The 16,028-nt window shown below is 69.0% G+C and carries 9 protein-coding genes; 4 read left to right on the top strand and 5 right to left on the bottom strand.

Annotated features, from left to right (window positions below; translation table 11 throughout):
- Window positions 1-127: 127 nt before the first annotated feature.
- The gene (locus HMF7854_RS01450; RefSeq protein ID WP_221766398.1) at window positions 128-3,115 is read left to right on the top strand and encodes a TonB-dependent receptor; all 2,988 of its coding nucleotides are present in this window, start codon (window positions 128-130) and stop codon (window positions 3,113-3,115) included.
- A gap of 79 nt (window positions 3,116-3,194) precedes the next feature.
- Here the strand turns inward: HMF7854_RS01450 and HMF7854_RS01445 are convergent, their stop codons facing one another.
- Both HMF7854_RS01445 and mutS read right to left on the bottom strand, forming a co-directional pair.
- Window positions 3,195-5,918 (bottom strand): [protein-PII] uridylyltransferase, encoded by a 2,724-nt coding sequence (locus HMF7854_RS01445; protein WP_126717480.1) that lies wholly within the window; start codon window positions 5,916-5,918, stop codon window positions 3,195-3,197.
- Between the two features lie 45 nt (window positions 5,919-5,963).
- Window positions 5,964-8,558 carry a DNA mismatch repair protein MutS gene (mutS, locus tag HMF7854_RS01440; RefSeq protein WP_476712807.1) on the bottom strand — a complete coding sequence of 865 codons (2,595 nt, stop codon included), beginning with the start codon at window positions 8,556-8,558 and terminating at the stop codon, window positions 5,964-5,966.
- A gap of 117 nt (window positions 8,559-8,675) precedes the next feature.
- Here mutS and HMF7854_RS01435 point away from each other — a divergent pair, with 117 nt between their 5' ends.
- A complete protein-coding gene (locus HMF7854_RS01435; protein ID WP_126717479.1) occupies window positions 8,676-10,934 on the top strand; it encodes an NADP-dependent malic enzyme in 2,259 nt (752 codons plus the stop codon).
- Here HMF7854_RS01435 and HMF7854_RS01430 read toward each other — a convergent pair.
- Window positions 10,931-13,021 carry a RelA/SpoT family protein gene (locus HMF7854_RS01430; RefSeq protein ID WP_126717478.1) on the bottom strand — a complete coding sequence of 697 codons (2,091 nt, stop codon included), beginning with the start codon at window positions 13,019-13,021 and terminating at the stop codon, window positions 10,931-10,933. The two genes, HMF7854_RS01435 and HMF7854_RS01430, sit on opposite strands and share 4 nt — an antisense overlap.
- A gap of 150 nt (window positions 13,022-13,171) precedes the next feature.
- Between HMF7854_RS01430 and HMF7854_RS01425 the strand changes: the two genes are divergently transcribed.
- The gene (locus HMF7854_RS01425; RefSeq protein ID WP_126717477.1) at window positions 13,172-13,648 is read left to right on the top strand and encodes a winged helix-turn-helix transcriptional regulator; all 477 of its coding nucleotides are present in this window, start codon (window positions 13,172-13,174) and stop codon (window positions 13,646-13,648) included.
- A gap of 75 nt (window positions 13,649-13,723) precedes the next feature.
- Here HMF7854_RS01425 and rpoZ read toward each other — a convergent pair whose 3' ends face one another.
- Window positions 13,724-14,065 (bottom strand): DNA-directed RNA polymerase subunit omega, encoded by a 342-nt coding sequence (gene rpoZ, locus HMF7854_RS01420; RefSeq protein WP_126717476.1) that lies wholly within the window; start codon window positions 14,063-14,065, stop codon window positions 13,724-13,726.
- 114 nt (window positions 14,066-14,179) lie between these two features.
- Between rpoZ and HMF7854_RS01415 the strand changes: the two genes are divergently transcribed.
- Window positions 14,180-15,355: a phospholipase D-like domain-containing protein gene (locus HMF7854_RS01415; RefSeq protein WP_126717475.1), complete on the top strand. Its 1,176-nt coding sequence runs from the start codon at window positions 14,180-14,182 to the stop codon at window positions 15,353-15,355.
- Between the two features lie 4 nt (window positions 15,356-15,359).
- Here the strand turns inward: HMF7854_RS01415 and HMF7854_RS01410 are convergent, their stop codons facing one another.
- The gene (locus tag HMF7854_RS01410) at window positions 15,360-16,004 is read right to left on the bottom strand and encodes a class I SAM-dependent methyltransferase (RefSeq protein WP_126717474.1); all 645 of its coding nucleotides are present in this window, start codon (window positions 16,002-16,004) and stop codon (window positions 15,360-15,362) included.
- Window positions 16,005-16,028: the final 24 nt, after the last annotated feature.

The raw sequence follows: 16,028 nt of genomic DNA, 5'->3' as shown, positions 1-16,028 counted from the left end.
AAACAAGGTTGTTGTAATCCTGCATCGGTCGGCGGCTTTCTGCCGTTTACTGGCGGTTCGCTCGCTTTCCTTACCCCCGGCGCTGAATTAGCCTCTCTCCAAAATAAGACTGGAGAGAGGGGTAGAGATGCGCAGATCCGTATGGCTCGTGTCGGCAGGCCTGGTGGCGCTGTCGACGCCGGCGTGGGCACAATCGACGTCCGGCACCACGACCGACACCGACAAGGGCGGCGCGACGGCGACGCAGGGCGCGACGACCGAGGCGGCTGCGGTTGATGACCGCGCCAACTCGACTCAGCCGCAGCAGCAGCAGGGCGACATCGTCGTCACCGCGACCCGCCGCAACGAGGCGCTGAGCGACGTTCCGCTGGCGGTCAGCGCGGTGACCAACCAGACGCTCGAGAACAGCGGCGCCACCGACATCCGCGCGCTGACCCAGGTCTCGCCGTCGCTGCTGGTGAGCTCGAGCTCGTCCGAGGGCGGCGCGGGCACGGCCCGCATCCGCGGCATCGGCACGGTCGGTGACAACCCCGGCCTCGAGAGCTCGGTCGCCGTGTTCATCGACGGCGTCTACCGCAGCCGCAACGGCGTCGGCCTGACCGAGCTCGGCCAGGTCGATCGGATCGAGGTGCTGCGCGGTCCGCAGGGTACGCTGTTCGGGCGCAACGCCTCGGCCGGCCTCATCTCGATCATCACTGCCAAGCCGCAGTTCCGCTGGGGCGTCAACGCGCAGGTCGACGTCGGCAACTACAACATGCGGCGCGGCGAGCTGGGCATCACCGGCCCGATCTCCGACACGCTCGCCTTCCGGCTGGACGGCGTCTACCTGAAGCGCGACGGCTTCCTCAAGGACGTGATCTCGGGCGACCGGGTCAACGGCCGCGATCGCGGGCTGGTCCGCGGGCAGCTGCTGTTCAAGCCGAGCGACGCCTTTTCGCTGCGCGTCATCGGCGACTATTCCAAGCGCAACGAGGACTGCTGCGCCGCCGTCTACCTGCCGACCCGCGACTATACCGCGGCGGGCTCCTCGCCGAGCAGCATCGCGGCGCTCGAGCGGTCGCTGGGCGCGATCATCAACGACCGGCCCTACGATCGCCTGATCTCGGTGACCCCGGGCCGCAGCTTCCGCGGCGACGTCAAGGACTATGGCGCGAGCGCCGAGGCAGTCTGGGACTTCGGCGCGGCCGAGCTGACCTCGATCACCGCCTATCGCTACAACAAGTTCATCCGCGGCCAGGATGCCGACTTCAACAATCTCGACATCCTGTACCGGCCGAACGACGGCTCGGGCTACAGCAAGTTCAAGACCTTCACCCAGGAGCTCCGCCTCCAGGGCAACGCCTTCAACAACCACTTGGACTGGCTGGTCGGCGGCTACTACGCAGACGAGAAGCTGAACCTGGCCGACAATCTGTCGACCGGCGCGGATGCGGACCGCTTCTTCGGTTCGCTGGTCCGCGCGAGCAGCCCGGCGCTGGCTACCTTCCCGGGCTACAACCTGCTGAACCCGTTCGCGCAGGCCTTCCTCGCCAACCAGCTGGCGACCAATCCGGCATTCGCGGCGATTCCCGTGGCGGCGCGCCCGCTGGTCGTCAACGCGGTGGCCAGCCAGGTCGTCAACACGCCGCTGGCGAACCAGACGACCCGCGACCTGTTCCGCCAGAACGGCACCAACTACGCGCTGTTCACGCACAACATCATCAAGTTCACCGACCAGCTCTCGCTGACGCTCGGCGTGCGCTACACGCATGACAAGAAGACGCTGAACGCGGACCTCTTCTCGACCAGCGTCTGCTCGACCTACCAGGCGAACATCGCTCGCCTCCGCGCCCTCGCGGCGGCGGCGGCAGCCAACCCCGCCGGGAATGGCGGGCTCAACCCAGCGATCGCTGGTCTGGCGACTGCGCTCGCCGGGTCGGTGCTGACGCCGCTTGGCGCCGCGCCGTGCGCGATCAACTCGGTCAACGGCAGCTACAGCGGCGGCCGCAAGACCGAGAGCAAGTGGTCGGGCACCGCGGTGCTCGGCTACAAGGTCACGCCGCAGGTGCTGACCTACGCCAGCTATTCACGCGGCTACAAGGCGGGCGGGTTCAACCTCGACCGCGCCGGCCTGACCTTCGGCGCGGTGGACCTCAACGCCCTCCAGTTCTCGCCCGAACTGGTCGACGCCTATGAGGTCGGCGCCAAGTACAACGGCCGCGGGCTCGACGTGAACGTCGCGCTGTTCCGCGAGGATTTCAGCAATTTCCAGCTGAACACCTTCAACGGCGTCAACTTCGTGGTCGAGAACATCGGCAGCTGCTCCAGCAGCCTGGGCGGTGCGGACACCGATCTCAGCGGCGCGACAGTCGCCTGCGGCGGCAAGCGCAAGCCGGGCGTGCGTTCGCAGGGCGTCGAGGTGGAAACCTTCTTCCAGCCGATGCGGGACGTGAACGGTGCGCTCGGTGTCACCTATGTCGACACCAAGTACCGCCACAACCTGATCGGGGCAGGCGGCAATGCGCTCATCCCGGCGCTGTTCCAGCTGCCCGGCCGGCAGGTGTCCAACGCGCCCAAGCTGGTGCTGACCGGCTCGCTGAGCTGGACCCCGCCGATCGGCGACAGCGGCCTGCGCGGCCTGTTCTACGTCGACGCTCGCCATTCGTCGAAGTTCAACACCGGGTCGGACCTCGACATCGAGAAGACCCAGAAGGCCTACACGGTGGTGAATGCCCGCGTCGGCGTGCGCGGACCCTCGCAGCAGTGGGGTATCGAGCTGTGGGCGCAGAACCTGCTCAACACCAACTACAAGCAGGTGGCGTTCGACGCGCCGCTGCAGGGCAGCGGCACGCAACGTGCGACGGACCAGTTCCCGACCCTAGTCCCGCGGACGACGCAGCTTTATGGCGCCTTCCTGGCCGAGCCGCGCACCTATGGGCTGACGCTGCGCTACAAGTGGCAGGAGAGCCCGGCCGCGCCGCCGCCGCCGCCACCTCCCCCGCCGCCGCCTCCGCCGCCGCCAGTCCAGACCCAGACCTGCTACGACGGGTCGGTGATTGCGGTGACGGACGTCTGCCCGACCCCGCCGCCGCCGCCACCGCCCCCGCCGCCGCCGCCCGCGCCCGAGCGCGGCTGAGGCCGGCTTCACGACCAACAACAGGGGAGGCCCCGTCGCGGCGATGCGGCGGGGCTATTCCGTTGTAGCGCTTGGCTAATCAGGCGGCTTCGGCCCGCTCCGGCTGGGCGGCGGCGGCGAGCAGGCCGCCGCGCAGCGCCTCGATGTCCGCGGCCAGCAGCTTCTGCCGGTCGCCCCGGGTCAGGTAGAAGGTGTCGACCGCTCGCTCGCCGTATGTCGAGATGTGCGCCGAATGGATCAGCAGGCCCTGCTCGTGGATCGCCTGGGTCAAACGGGCGAGCAGCGCAGGACGGTCGGCGGCATGGACCTCCACCACCGTGGTCCGCCGCGAGGCGCGCTCGGCGACGATCACCGAGGGGGCGACCGAGAAGGCGGCCTGGCGCGGCTCGACCAGCCGGGTCGGCAGCAGCGGGGGTGGTCCGTCGAGCGCGCCTTCCAGCGCCTTGGCGAGCCGCCCGCGCAGCCGCTTGTCGGAATAGGCGCGACCCTGCGAGTCCTGAACCAAGAGGTTGTCGAGCGCCATTCCGTCGCGGGTCGTGTGGATGCGAGCGTCGATGATGCTCGCGCCGGCGGACGCGAGGCCGGCGCAGATGCGGAAGAAGAGGCCTTCGCGGTCGGGCGCGAAGACGGTGACGAGGGTTGCTCCCTCATCCCCGCTGCCGACCAGGATCGAGATCTGGCCGGGCTCCAGCGCGGCGACCTGGCGGGCGTTGGCGACGATCGATTCGTCGCTCTCGGCGAGCCAGTAGCTGTCGGGTAGCCGCTCGCCGTAGCGGTCGCGCTCGCGCCGGTTCCAGCCCATCGCGGCGCCAAGCGCCTCGACCTTGACCATCACCTGCTCGGACCGACCGCGCTCCTTGTGGCCGAGCCGGAGCCGCTCCTCGGCGGCGTCGAACAGGGCGGTGAGCAGCCGCCGCTTCCAGTCGTTCCAGGTGCCCGGGCCAACCGCGCGAATGTCGACCACGGTGAGCATCAGCAGCAGGCGAAGCCGCTCCATGCTCTGAACGATATTGGCGAAATCATCGATCGTCTTGGGGTCGGCGAGATCGCGCTTGAACGCCGTGTTGCTTATCAGCAGGTGATGGCGGACCAGCCAGGAGACCATCTCCGTCTCGGCCGGGTCGAGCCCGAGCCGCGGGCAAAGCTTCAGCGCCACTTCCGCTCCGAGCTGGCTGTGGTCGCCGCCGCGGCCCTTGGCGATGTCGTGGAGCAGGACCGCGACGTAGAGCGCGCGCCGCGAGCCGATCTGCCGGAACAGCGCGGTCGCGAGCGGATGATCGTCGCTGAGCTCGCCCCGCTCGATCGCCGCGAGCAGGCCGACCGCGCGAATCGTGTGCTCGTCGACGGTATAGTGGTGGTACATGTCGAACTGCATCTGTGCGACGACGCGGCCGAAGTCGGGAACGAAGCGGCCGAACACGCCGGCCTCGTTCATCCAGCGCAGCGCGAGATCCGGGACCCGCGCGGTGAGGGTGGCGAGAAAGCAGCGGTTGGCCTCGGGGTCGTCGCGGACCTGGTCGACCAGCTTGGCGTCGCGGGCGGCGGCGCGCATCGCGGTGGGATGAATCTCCATCGCCTCGCGCGCGGCCAGCGCGAAGATCTCCACCAGCCGCGCCGGCTGCTCCGCGAAATAATCGTCGCGCGGGATCGACAGCCGCCCGCGGTCGACGACAAAGCCCGAGAGCTTGCGGCTGCGGCGAAAGAAGGCGGGTAGGCCGAACCTCCGCCCCTTCTGCGCGATCTGCTCGTCGAGGTGAGCAAGGAACACGCCGGTGAGGTCGCCGACGGTCTTCGCCTGAAGGAAGTAGAAATGCATGAAGCGCTCGACTGCGCTTTTCCCCGGGCGGTCAGCGTAGTGCATCGCCGTCGAGATTTGCCGCTGATGGTCGAAGCCCAGTCGCTCCTCGGCGCGCCCGGCGGTGAGATGGAGCAGGCAGCGCACCGACCAGAAGAAGCGCTCGGCACGGTCAAACCGGCGATACTCCTCGCGGCTCAGCAGCCCCGCCCCGACCAGCTCGGCGGGCGAGTTCACCTGGTGAATGTACTGGCCGATCCAGTAGAGAGTGTGGAGATCGCGCAGCCCGCCCTTGCCGTCCTTGACGTTGGGCTCGACCACATAGCGGCTGTCACCCATCCGCCGGTGCCGCTCGTCGCGCTCGGCAAGTTTGGCGGCGACGAACTCGGCGGTGGTGCCCGCCACCACCTCCTTGCGGAAGCGGACCGCGACTTCCTCGTTGAGCGCCCGGTCGCCCCATACGAAGCGGCCCTCGAGCATGGCGGTGCGGACGCTCATGTCGCCCTTGGCCAGCGCGATGACCTCGGCCGGGGTGCGGCTCGACTGGCCGACCTTCAGCTTCAGGTCCCAGAGGAGATAGAGGATGGTCTCGATCACCTGCTCGCAAAAGGGCGCGCGCGGACCGGGGATCAGGAACATGAGGTCGACGTCGCTGAACGGCGCCATCTCCCCGCGCCCGTAGCCGCCGAGCGCGACGAGGCTGAGCCGCTCCGCCTTGGTCGGGTTGCCGCGCGGGATCAGCCGCTCGACCGCGAGGTCATGGATGAGGCGGACGAGCTGGTCGGTCATCCAGCTGGTTGCGGCGGCGTGGGCCCGCCCGCGCGCGGGGTCGGCGAGGATCCGCCGGCCGATCTCGGCGCGACCGGCTGCCAGTGCCTCGCCGAGCAGCCGGCAGCATTCGTTGCGGAGGGTCGGCCCGTCCTTAAGGGCGGCGATCTGTTCGGCGATCGCGCGACGGTCGATGATCGCGCGCTTGTCCTCGATCAATTCGTAGCGCGGCTGCGGCATGGCGGGATTGTTAACGCACCCGCCGCGCGGAGGTAGCGCAAATCTTCACCGCTCCGCGGCGAGCCGTTTCAGCAGGTAGAGCGCGTCGAGCGCTTCACGCGGGCTGAGCGCGTCGGGATCGAGCGCGGCAAGGCTGTCGAGCAGCGGGTCCGCGGGCGGCTCGGGCTCGCTCCCCAGTGCGGCAAAGAGGGGCAGGTCGACGAGCCCGGCAGCGATCCCGCCGGTCGCGTCGCGACCCGCCTCTAGTTTGGCGAGTACCGCCTTAGCCCGCGCGACGACCGCGGGCGGCATCCCGGCTAGCCTAGCGACGGCAATGCCGTAGCTGCGGTCCGCCGGGCCTTCCGCCACCTCGTGGAGAAGGACGAGGTCGCCCTTCCACTCGCGCGCGCGGACATGGTGGAGCGACAGGGCGTCGAGCTTGTCGGCAAGCCGGGTGAGCTCGTGATAGTGGGTGGCGAACAGGGTCCGGCAGCGCGCCGCGTGCATCGCCTCGACCACCGCCCAGGCGATCGCCAGCCCGTCGTAGGTCGAGGTGCCGCGGCCGATCTCGTCGAGGATGACGAGGCTGTGCGGGGTGGCCTGGGCAAGGATGGCGGCGGTCTCGACCATTTCGACCATGAAGGTCGAGCGGCCGCGCGCGAGATTGTCGCTGGCCCCGACCCGGCTGAACAGCCGGTCCACAATTCCCAGCCGCGCACTCGTCGCCGGGACATAGCTGCCGGCCTGGGCAAGCAGCGCGATCAGCGCGGCCTGACGTAGGAAAGTCGACTTGCCGCCCATGTTCGGGCCGGTGATTAGCCATAGACGGTCGCTTGCGGACAGGGTGCAGTCGTTGGCGATGAAGCGGTCGCCGGACCGGGCGAGCGCGCTTTCGACCACCGGGTGGCGGCCTCCCACGATCTCGAGGCAGGGCTCGTCGGCGAGTTCGGGCAGAATCCAGCCGCCCTCCGCGGCGCGCTCGGCGAGGGCGGCGGCGACGTCGATCCGGGCGATCGCCTCGGCGGTGCGATCGATCGTGGCGGCAGCGGCGACGCAGCGGGCGGTCAGCTCGGCGGCATGCGCGGCTTCGGCGGCGAGCGCGTGGGCGCCCGCCTCGATTACCCGGCTCGCTTCCTCGTGCAGGTCGGGCGAATTGAAGCGGACCGCGCCTGCCAGCGTCTGGCGATGGGTGAAGCCGCTGTCGGGCTGCATCAGCCGCTCGGCCTGCCTGGCGTTCACCTCGACATGATAGCCGAGCACCGCGTTGTGGCGGATTCGCAGCGTGCCGATCCCGGTCGCCTCGCGGTAGCGCGCCTCAAGCGCCGCGATCGCGCGGCGCCCGTCGGACGAGGCGAGACGAAGCCGGTCGAGCTCGGCGTCATAGCCTTCCGCGATATAGCCGCCCTTCGCCGCGTCTATCGGCGGGGAGGCGACGAGCGCCGCCTGCAGCCCGGCGACCAGCGCCTCGTGCCCGGCAAGCGAGGGAAGGAGGGACAGCAGCAATGGCGGGCAGGTCAGCTCGCACTCGAGCTCGGCCTTGAGCGCGGCGGCGCCGGCGAGGCCGTCGCGGACCATCGCCAGATCGCGTGGCGAGCCGCGGCCCGCGACCAGTCGGCCCATGGCGCGGCCGAGGTCGGGAAGCGCGCGGAGCGCCTCGCGAACTCGCGTTCGGCGAAGCTGGTCCTCGTGGAAGAACTGCACCAACGCGAGCCGACCCTCGATCGCGCCGCGCGACGTCAGCGGAGCGGCGAGGTCGCCGGCGAGGCGGCGCCGACCGGCGGCGGTGACGCAGCGGTCGATCTCGCCGAGCAGCGACCCGGCGAGCTGGCCGTCGGCGGTACGGTTGATCTCGAGGCTGGTACGGGTCGCGGCATCGATCAGCAGGTGCTCGGCGCGGGCGACCCGGCGCGGCGCGGCGAGGAAGGCGGTTGCTTCCTTCTGGGTCGCGTCGAGATAGGCGAGCAGCCCGCCCGCCGCCGCCAGCTCGGCGCGGCCGAGTTCGCCGAAGCCGTCGAGCGTGGCGACGCCGAAGCGGGCCTTGAGCGCGCGCTCCCCGGCAAGGCTGTCGAACCCGCCCTTGCCGGCGCTGGTGCGAACGCCCGGAACGTCGCCGTCGGCGATCGTCTCGGCGGGAGCAAGTCTGGCCAGCTCGGCGGCCAGCTCGCCGGGACCGCAGGCGACCAGCTCGAAGCGGCCGGTGGAGATATCCGCCGCGGCGATCGCCCATTCCTCCCCGGCGCGGCCGAGCGCGGCAAGCCAGTTTGCCGAGCCGCCGTCGAGCAGCGTCTCCTCGGTCAGCGTGCCCGGGGTGACCAGCCGGATGATCGCGCGATCGACCAGCGCCTTGGACCCGCGCGCCCTGCGAGCTTCGGCCGGGCTCTCGGTCTGCTCGGCGATGGCGACGCGATGGCCGGCGCGGATCAGCCGGGCGAGATAGGCTTCGGCCGAATGGACCGGCACTCCGCACATCGGGATGGGTTCGCCGGCATTCTCGCCCCGCCGCGTGAGCGCAATGTCGAGGCAGGCGGCGGCGATCCGCGCGTCGTCGAAGAACAGCTCGAAGAAGTCGCCCATCCGATAGAAGAGCAGCGCATCGGCCGCCTCGGCCTTGAGGCGGTGGTATTGCTCCATCATCGGGGTCGGGGCGTCGGCACGGGCCATGGCGCTTGACTAGCGGGGCGCGGCGGGCGCGCGAAGCATCTTCCCTCGATAACTGTGGAAAGATCGGTTCCATCTCGGGGGTGACGTCAGAGGAGGCGGCGTGTAACTCCCGAGCCCATGTCCGAAAGCAACGTCAAATTCTCCGAGGCCGAAGCGCTCGATTTCCACGCGCGCGGCCGGCCCGGCAAGATCGAGATCGTCGCCTCCAAGCCGATGGCGACCCAGCGCGACCTTAGCCTTGCCTATTCTCCGGGGGTTGCCGTCCCGGTCCGCGCGATCGCCGAGAATGCGCAGTGCGCTTATGATTTCACGGCCAAGGGCAATCTCGTTGCCGTGATCTCCAATGGTACCGCTATCCTCGGGCTCGGCAACCTGGGTGCGCTGGCCTCCAAGCCGGTGATGGAAGGCAAGGCGGTGCTGTTCAAGCGCTTCGCCGACGTCGACTCGATCGACCTGGAAGTCGCCACGGAGGACCCGCGCGCCTTCATCGAGGCGGTCGCGCTGCTCGAGCCGAGCTTTGGCGGGATCAATCTCGAGGACATCGCCGCGCCCGACTGCTTCGTGATCGAGCAGGAATTGCGCGAGCGGATGAATATCCCGGTGTTCCATGACGACCAGCACGGCACCGCGATCATCACCGCGGCGGGGCTGATCAACGCCTGCCTGCTGACCCATCGCAAGCTGGAGGACACAAAGGTGGTGGTGAACGGCGCCGGCGCGGCGGCGATCGCCTGCACCGAGTTGATCAAGGCGATGGGCGTCCGCGCCGACCATGTCATCATGTGCGACCGCTCGGGGGTCATCTACCAGGGCCGGACCGACCTCGACCAGTGGAAGTCGGCGCACGCGGTGGTGACCGACCGGCGCTCGCTGACCGATGCGCTGGAGGGCGCTGACGTGTTCCTCGGCCTGTCCGCGGCGGGCGCGCTCAAGCCCGAGATGGTGCGGCACATGGCGCCCCAGCCGATCATCTTCGCGATGGCCAACCCCGACCCCGAGATCACGCCGCCCGACGCCAAGGCGGCGCGGCCGGACGCGATCGTCGCTACGGGGCGGTCGGACTATCCGAACCAGGTCAACAATGTGCTGGGTTTCCCCTTCATCTTCCGCGGCGCGCTCGACGTGCGGGCGACCGCGATCAACGACGAGATGAAGATCGCGGCGGCGCAGGCGCTGGCCGAGCTGGCGCGCGAGCCGGTGCCGGAGGAAGTCGCGGCGGCCTATGGCGGGCGGGCGCAGAAGTTCGGCGCAGACTACATCATCCCGGCGCCGTTCGATCCGCGCCTGCTCGAGATCGTCCCGGCGGCGGTGGCCGAGGCGGCGATGCGCTCGGGCGTGGCGCAGCGGCCGATCGAGAACATGGCCTTCTACCGCCAGGCGCTGCGGGCGCGGCTGAACCCGACTCTGTCGGTGCTGTCGATGGCCTACCAGGCGGCGCGGGCGAACCCCAAGCGGGTGCTGTTCGCGGAAGGCGAGGAGCCCAACGTGCTGCGCGCCGCAATCGCCTTCAAGGAGGGCGGCTACGGAACGCCGGTGCTGGTCGGGCGCGAGGACGTCTACGACCTGCTGCGCGAGCTGGGGGTCGACGACCCGAGCGAATATGAAGTGCTCAACAGCCGCAACTCGCCGCTGGTCGGGCGCGCGGTCGACCACATCTACGCCAAGCTCCAGCGCCGCGGGCATCTCCGGCGCGAGGTCGAGCGGCTGGTCAACCAGGACCGCAACTTCTTCGCCGCCGCGATGCTCCAGCTGGGCGAGGCGGACGCGATGATCACCGGCACCACCCGCCCCTACAGCCAGTCGCTGAGCCAGGTGCGGACGGTGATCGGCCGCGAGAGCGACGCCGAGCCGTTCGGGGTCAACATCATCGTCGGCCAGCACGAGACGGTGATGATCGCCGACACTGCGGTCAACGAGCGGCCGGACGCGCAGCAGCTGGCGGCGATCGCGGTCCGCACCGCCGCCTTCGCGCGGCGGATGGGCCTGGAGCCGCGGGTCGCCTTCGTCAGCTACACGACCTTCGGCAATCCGCCGGGCGCCTATGTCGCCAACCTGCGCGATGCGGTGCGGCTGCTCGACACGATGAGCGTCGACTTCGAATATGAGGGCGAAATGGCGGCCGACGTGGCGCTCAGCCATGACTCGCAACGGCGCTACTATCCATTCAGCCGGCTCACCGGGCCCGCCAACATCCTGATCATGCCCGGGCTCCAGTCCGCCAATCTCTCGGCCAAGCTGCTTCGCGCGCTCGGCGGGGAAAGCGTGATGGGGCCGTTCCTGCTGGGGATGGAGAAGCCGGTGCAGATCGCGCCGATGACCGCCAGCGCCAACGACCTCGTCAACCTGGCGGTGCTGGCGGCGGCGACCGCCGCCTAGATCCGCTCGGCGGTCGCCACCGCGTCGACCGTCCGCAGCGCGGCGATGATCGAGTGGAGGTGCGCGAGATCGTGCACCTCGACGTCGGCGTCGAAGGTGTGGAAGCTGCCGTCGCGGTGGATCAGGTGGAGGTTGACGATGTTCGCCCCCTGCTGACCCAGCGTCGTCGCCATGGTTCCGAGCGCCCCGGCGACGTTGCGGACGACGATCCGCAGCCGCGCGGTCGCTCCCTCGCTGTCGTCGGTCCAGGCGAGGTCGAGCCAGTCGGCGTCGATCCCGGTCGCGAGCAGGTCGCAGCCGATCGCATGGACCTCGATCTCCTCGTCCTCCCGGCGCAGCCCGACGATGCGGTCGCCCGGGATCGGGTGGCAGCAGGGAGCGAGGTGGAAGGCGACGCCCGGAGTCAGACCCTTGATCGAGATGGCCTGGCGCTGGCTCGGCGCACGAGGGGCGACGTCGCTGCCGGTCGAGCCCGGCATCAGTGCCTCCATCAGCTCCTCGTCGGCGATCCGCTTGCGCGCGACCGCCGTCATCAGGCTGTCCTCGCTGTCCAGCTTGAGGGTGCGGATCGCCCGCGGCAGCGCTTCCTTGGGGAGCGGGAAGGGGAGCCGCTCGACGATCTCCTGGTAGATCTTGCGGCCGAGTTCGACCGTCTCGTCGCGCTCCTTGTGGCGGACGTAGCGGCGGATCGCGGAGCGGGCCTTACCAGTGGCGACGAAGCGGAGCCAGCTCGGCTGCGGCTGCTGCGCGTCGGACACGAGGATCCCGACCTGGTCACCGTTCTCGAGCAGGGTGCGCAATGGCACCACCCGGCCGTTGACCTTGGCCCCGACGGTCTTGTCGCCGAGGTCGGTGTGCACGGCGTAGGCGAAGTCGACCGGGGTCGCGCCCTTGGGCAGCTGGATGAGCTCGCCCTTCGGGGTGAAGGCGAAGATCCGGTCCTGGTACATCGCCATCCGGGTATGCTCGAGCAGTTCCTCGGGACTGGCGGCATGATCGAGGATCTCGACCAGGTCGTCGATCCATGGGACCTTCACCTCGGCCGCCGGCTTGCCTTCCTTGTAGGCCCAGTGCGCGGCGAGCCCGCGCTCGGCCTGCTCGTGCATGGCGCGGGTGCGGATCTGGATCTCGATCCGCATCTTGCTGTCGTGGATCACTGAGGTGTGGAGCGAGCGATAGCCGTTGCGCTTGGGGGTGGAGATGAAGTCCTTGAAGCGGCCGGGGACCATCGGCCAGCGGCGATGGATGAGGCCGAGCGCCTTGTAGCAATCGTCCGGCTGGTCGACGATCACCCGGAACGCCATGACGTCGGACAGCTGCTCGAAGTTGATGTGCCGCTCGGCCATCTTCTTCCAGATCGAGAAGGGATGCTTCTCGCGGCCCGTCACCTCGGCGGTCAGGCCGTTGTCGGCGAGATGGAGCTGGAGCCCGAGCCCAATCCGGCTGACGATGTCGCCGCCCTCGGCGTGGAGCTGCTGGAGGCGGCGGCTGATCGAGGCGTAGGCGTCCGGCTCCAGCTGCCGGAAGGCGAGCGTCTGCATCTCGCTCATGATCGCGTACATCCCGATCCGCTCGGCGAGCGGGGCGTAGATATCCATCGTCTCGCGGGCGATGCGGCGGCGCTTTTCCTCCGACTTGATGTGGTGGAGCGTGCGCATGTTGTGGAGCCGGTCGGCGAGCTTGACCAGCAGGACGCGGATGTCGTCGGAGAGCGCGAGCAGGAACTTGCGGAGGTTCTCGGCCGCGCGCTCGTTCTCCGACTGGGCCTCGATCTTGCTGAGCTTGGTGACTCCGTCGACCAGCCGGGCGACCGAGGGCCCGAACTTCTTCTCGATCTCGTCGGTGGTGGCGACCGTGTCCTCGATCGTGTCGTGGAGGATACCGGTGACGATCGTCTCGTCGTCGAGCTTGAGGTCGGTGAGGATGCCCGCCACCTCGATCGGGTGGCTGAAATAGGGATCGCCGGAAGCGCGGGTCTGCGAGCCGTGCGCCTTCATCGAGAAGACGTAGGCGCGGTTGATCAGCGCCTCGTCGGCATCGGGATCGTAGGCGCGGACCCGCTCGACCAGCTCATATTGACGTAGCACCCTTGCTATGTGGGCGAGCGCACCACCCTGTTGCAAGTGCGAAAGGGAGGAAGCCAGCGGCTCGCTCGTGCGTTAGGCTAGGGTTCAGTCCCGAGCAGTGATATGCAGGGCCGTCACAACGCCGCCAAGGTTGTTGCGTTAGGGAGTGGAATGGCAGAGCTTCGGCCGCATATCGACAGTTTCAAGCGCGTAACGGCGGAATGCCCGCTGCCGCCCGCCGTCGAGCTGATTGGCGAGAAGTGGGCGGTGCTCATCATCCGCGGAGCGGTAATGGGCCTGCGTCATTTCGAAGAGTTCCAAGCCGGGCTCGGGATCGCGCGGAACATCCTGTCGGACAGGCTGACCAAGCTGGTCGCCGGCGGCGTTCTCGACCGGCGCCACGATCCGCTCGACCGGCGCAAGGTCGTCTATCGCCTGACCCGCCGCGGCGAGGCACTGCTGCCGGTGCTGGTCGCGCTTCGCCAGTGGGGTGAGGAGTGGGGTAATGGCGGCTGTCACCTGATCGAGCGCCGCAACGGAAAGCCGATCCAGCGACTGCGGGTTCGCGGCGACGACGGGCGCGAGCTCGGGATCGAGGACATCGTGTGGATCGAGGACGACGGCGAGATGATCCTGCCGCACTTCTGAGGTGGCGGCGCTTCGGACAAGAAAAAGGGCGGCTCCGGGCCGCCCTTTTTTGTTCAGCGTCGCGCCGGGCGCGGCCTACTCGTAGTCGCCGCCGCTCGGGCTCGGGCGCGGCGGCGCCGCAGCGGTGAGGCGCAGCGCCTCCGCGGCATCGCCGAGGCTCGACAGCTCGTCGGTCTCGTCCTCCTCGTCGACGCGGACCCGCTGCAGCCCGGACACGACCGCTTCCTTGAGGTCGCGCGGACGCACGGTCTCGTCGGCGATCTCGCGCAGGGCGACGACCGGGTTCTTGTCGCGATCGCGATCGATCGTGAGTTCCGCACCGGCCGAGATCTGGCGGGCGCGCTGGGCGGCCATCAGCACCAGGTCGAAGCGGTTGGGGATCTTGTCGACACAATCTTCGACGGTGACGCGCGCCATCGCGAACCTTCTTCACGAGAATGGGAGAAGGCGGCGACCTAGGGCCGGGCTGCTCGAAAGTCAAGGAAAGTGCCGCCCTTGCGCTGCGGGGCCCGGACAGGCACATCGACCCCGATGGCCGCCCAGCCCGACCCGCCGAACGCCGCCACAGGCCCGATCTGCGCCGAGATCGCCGGCAACCGACTGCTGCTGATCGAACAGGGGGCCGAGCGGCTGCGCACCCTTCTAGAGATGATCGACGAGGCGGAGACCAGCTTCCGCATCCTCTTCTACATGTTCACCGAGGATTCGGCCGGGCAGGCTGTGCGCGACCGGCTGGTCAGCGCGGCGCAGCGCGGGGTCAAGGTCACGCTGCTGATCGACGGCTTCGGCTGCACCGCCAAGCCCGACTTCTTCGCCGGGCTGAGGGACGCCGGGGGACATTTCTGCGTGTTCCACCCGCGCTACAGCGCCCGCTACCTGCTGCGGAACCATCAGAAGCTCGTCGTCGCCGACGACCGGCGGGCGATCGTCGGCGGCGCCAACATCAGCCAGTCCTACCTCGAGGACGTCAGCGAGAAGCGCTGGCGCGACCTGTGGCTACTGGTCGAGGGACCGGCGGCGCACCACGCCGGCCGCTACTTCGACGCGCTGTTCCGCTGGACCACCAGCCACAAGCCCCGCATGCGCGACCTGCGCCGGCTGGTGACCCGCTACACCCAGCGCCGCGGCAAGGTTCAGTGGGTCTTCTCCGGCCCGATGCAGCGCCGCAATCCCTGGCCCGAACGGATCGCCCGCGACCTGCAGGACAGCAACCGGTTCGACCTGATTGCCGCCTACTTTGCCCCGCCCTTCGGGATGACCCGCCGGATCCGCCATCTCGCGCGGACCGGCTGCGTGCGGATCATCACCGCCGGCAAGACCGACAATAATGCGACGATCGCCGCGGCGCGCTTCACCTACTCCCGCCTGCTGCGGCGCGGGGCGGAGATCTACGAGTATCAGCCGGTCAAGCTCCACACCAAGCTCGCCGTGTTCGACGAGGTGGTTCACATCGGCTCGTCCAACTTCGACTTCCGGAGCCTCTACCTCAACCTGGAAGTCATGCTGCGGGTCGACGACCCCGGCTTCGCCGCCCAGATGCGCGGCTATTTCGAGCGCGAGATGGCGGACTGCCTGCGGATCACGCCGGAGATCCACAAGGCGCGCGCCAGCCTGCCGCGCAGGGTCAAATGGGCGATCTCGAACTTCCTGGTGACGAGCATGGACTATACCGTCACCCGCCGCCTCAATTTCGGCGCCGAGAAGTAGCGGCCTACTCGGCCGCGGCCGGCTCGCGATAGGCCCAGAAGAGGGTCGCAGGGGGCACGTTCACCCACTCGAACCCGCGCTCCAGCCGCTCGAACACCGGGGCGATGAAATCGCGGACCTTGGGGCTGAACTGGTAGACGAGGAAGGCGCCGCCGGGCCGGATGACCCGCGAGGTCGCCGCGCCGATCGCATCGCCGACGCCGGGCGGGAGGGTCGAGAAGGGCAGGCCGGAGAGGACGTAGTCGGCGTGGCTGAAGCCACGGTCGGCGATGATCTTCTCGACGTCGGCGGCCGAGCCGGTCACCGCGACCAGCCGGGGATCGTCGATGTCCTCGCGCAGATAGGTGGTGAACTCGGGATTGGTGTCGATGGTGATCAGCGTCGCGTCCGGCCCCATCCGCTCGAGGATCGGGCGCGTGAAGGTGCCGACGCCCGGCCCATATTCGACGAACAGGCGGGTTTTCTCCCAGTCGACCGGCGCCAGCATGCGGTCGATCAGCTTTCGGCTCGACGGGATGATCGAACCGACCATCACCGGGTGCTTGATGAAGCCGCGCAGGAAGGCCCAGCGGGCATTCTTGGACCGAGCGGAGCCGCGACGCGCAAGACGCTTGCTACCCTTCAATGCACGTGCTGGCGAAATCGACATGAAAGCTCCAGTTCAGGGAAGACC

The sequence above is a fragment of the Sphingomonas ginkgonis genome, assembly GCF_003970925.1.
GTDB classification, from domain to species: Bacteria; Pseudomonadota; Alphaproteobacteria; order Sphingomonadales; family Sphingomonadaceae; genus Sphingomicrobium; species Sphingomicrobium ginkgonis.
Note: the sequence above shows the minus strand (reverse complement) of the source record. Positions and strands in the feature narration are given on the sequence as shown.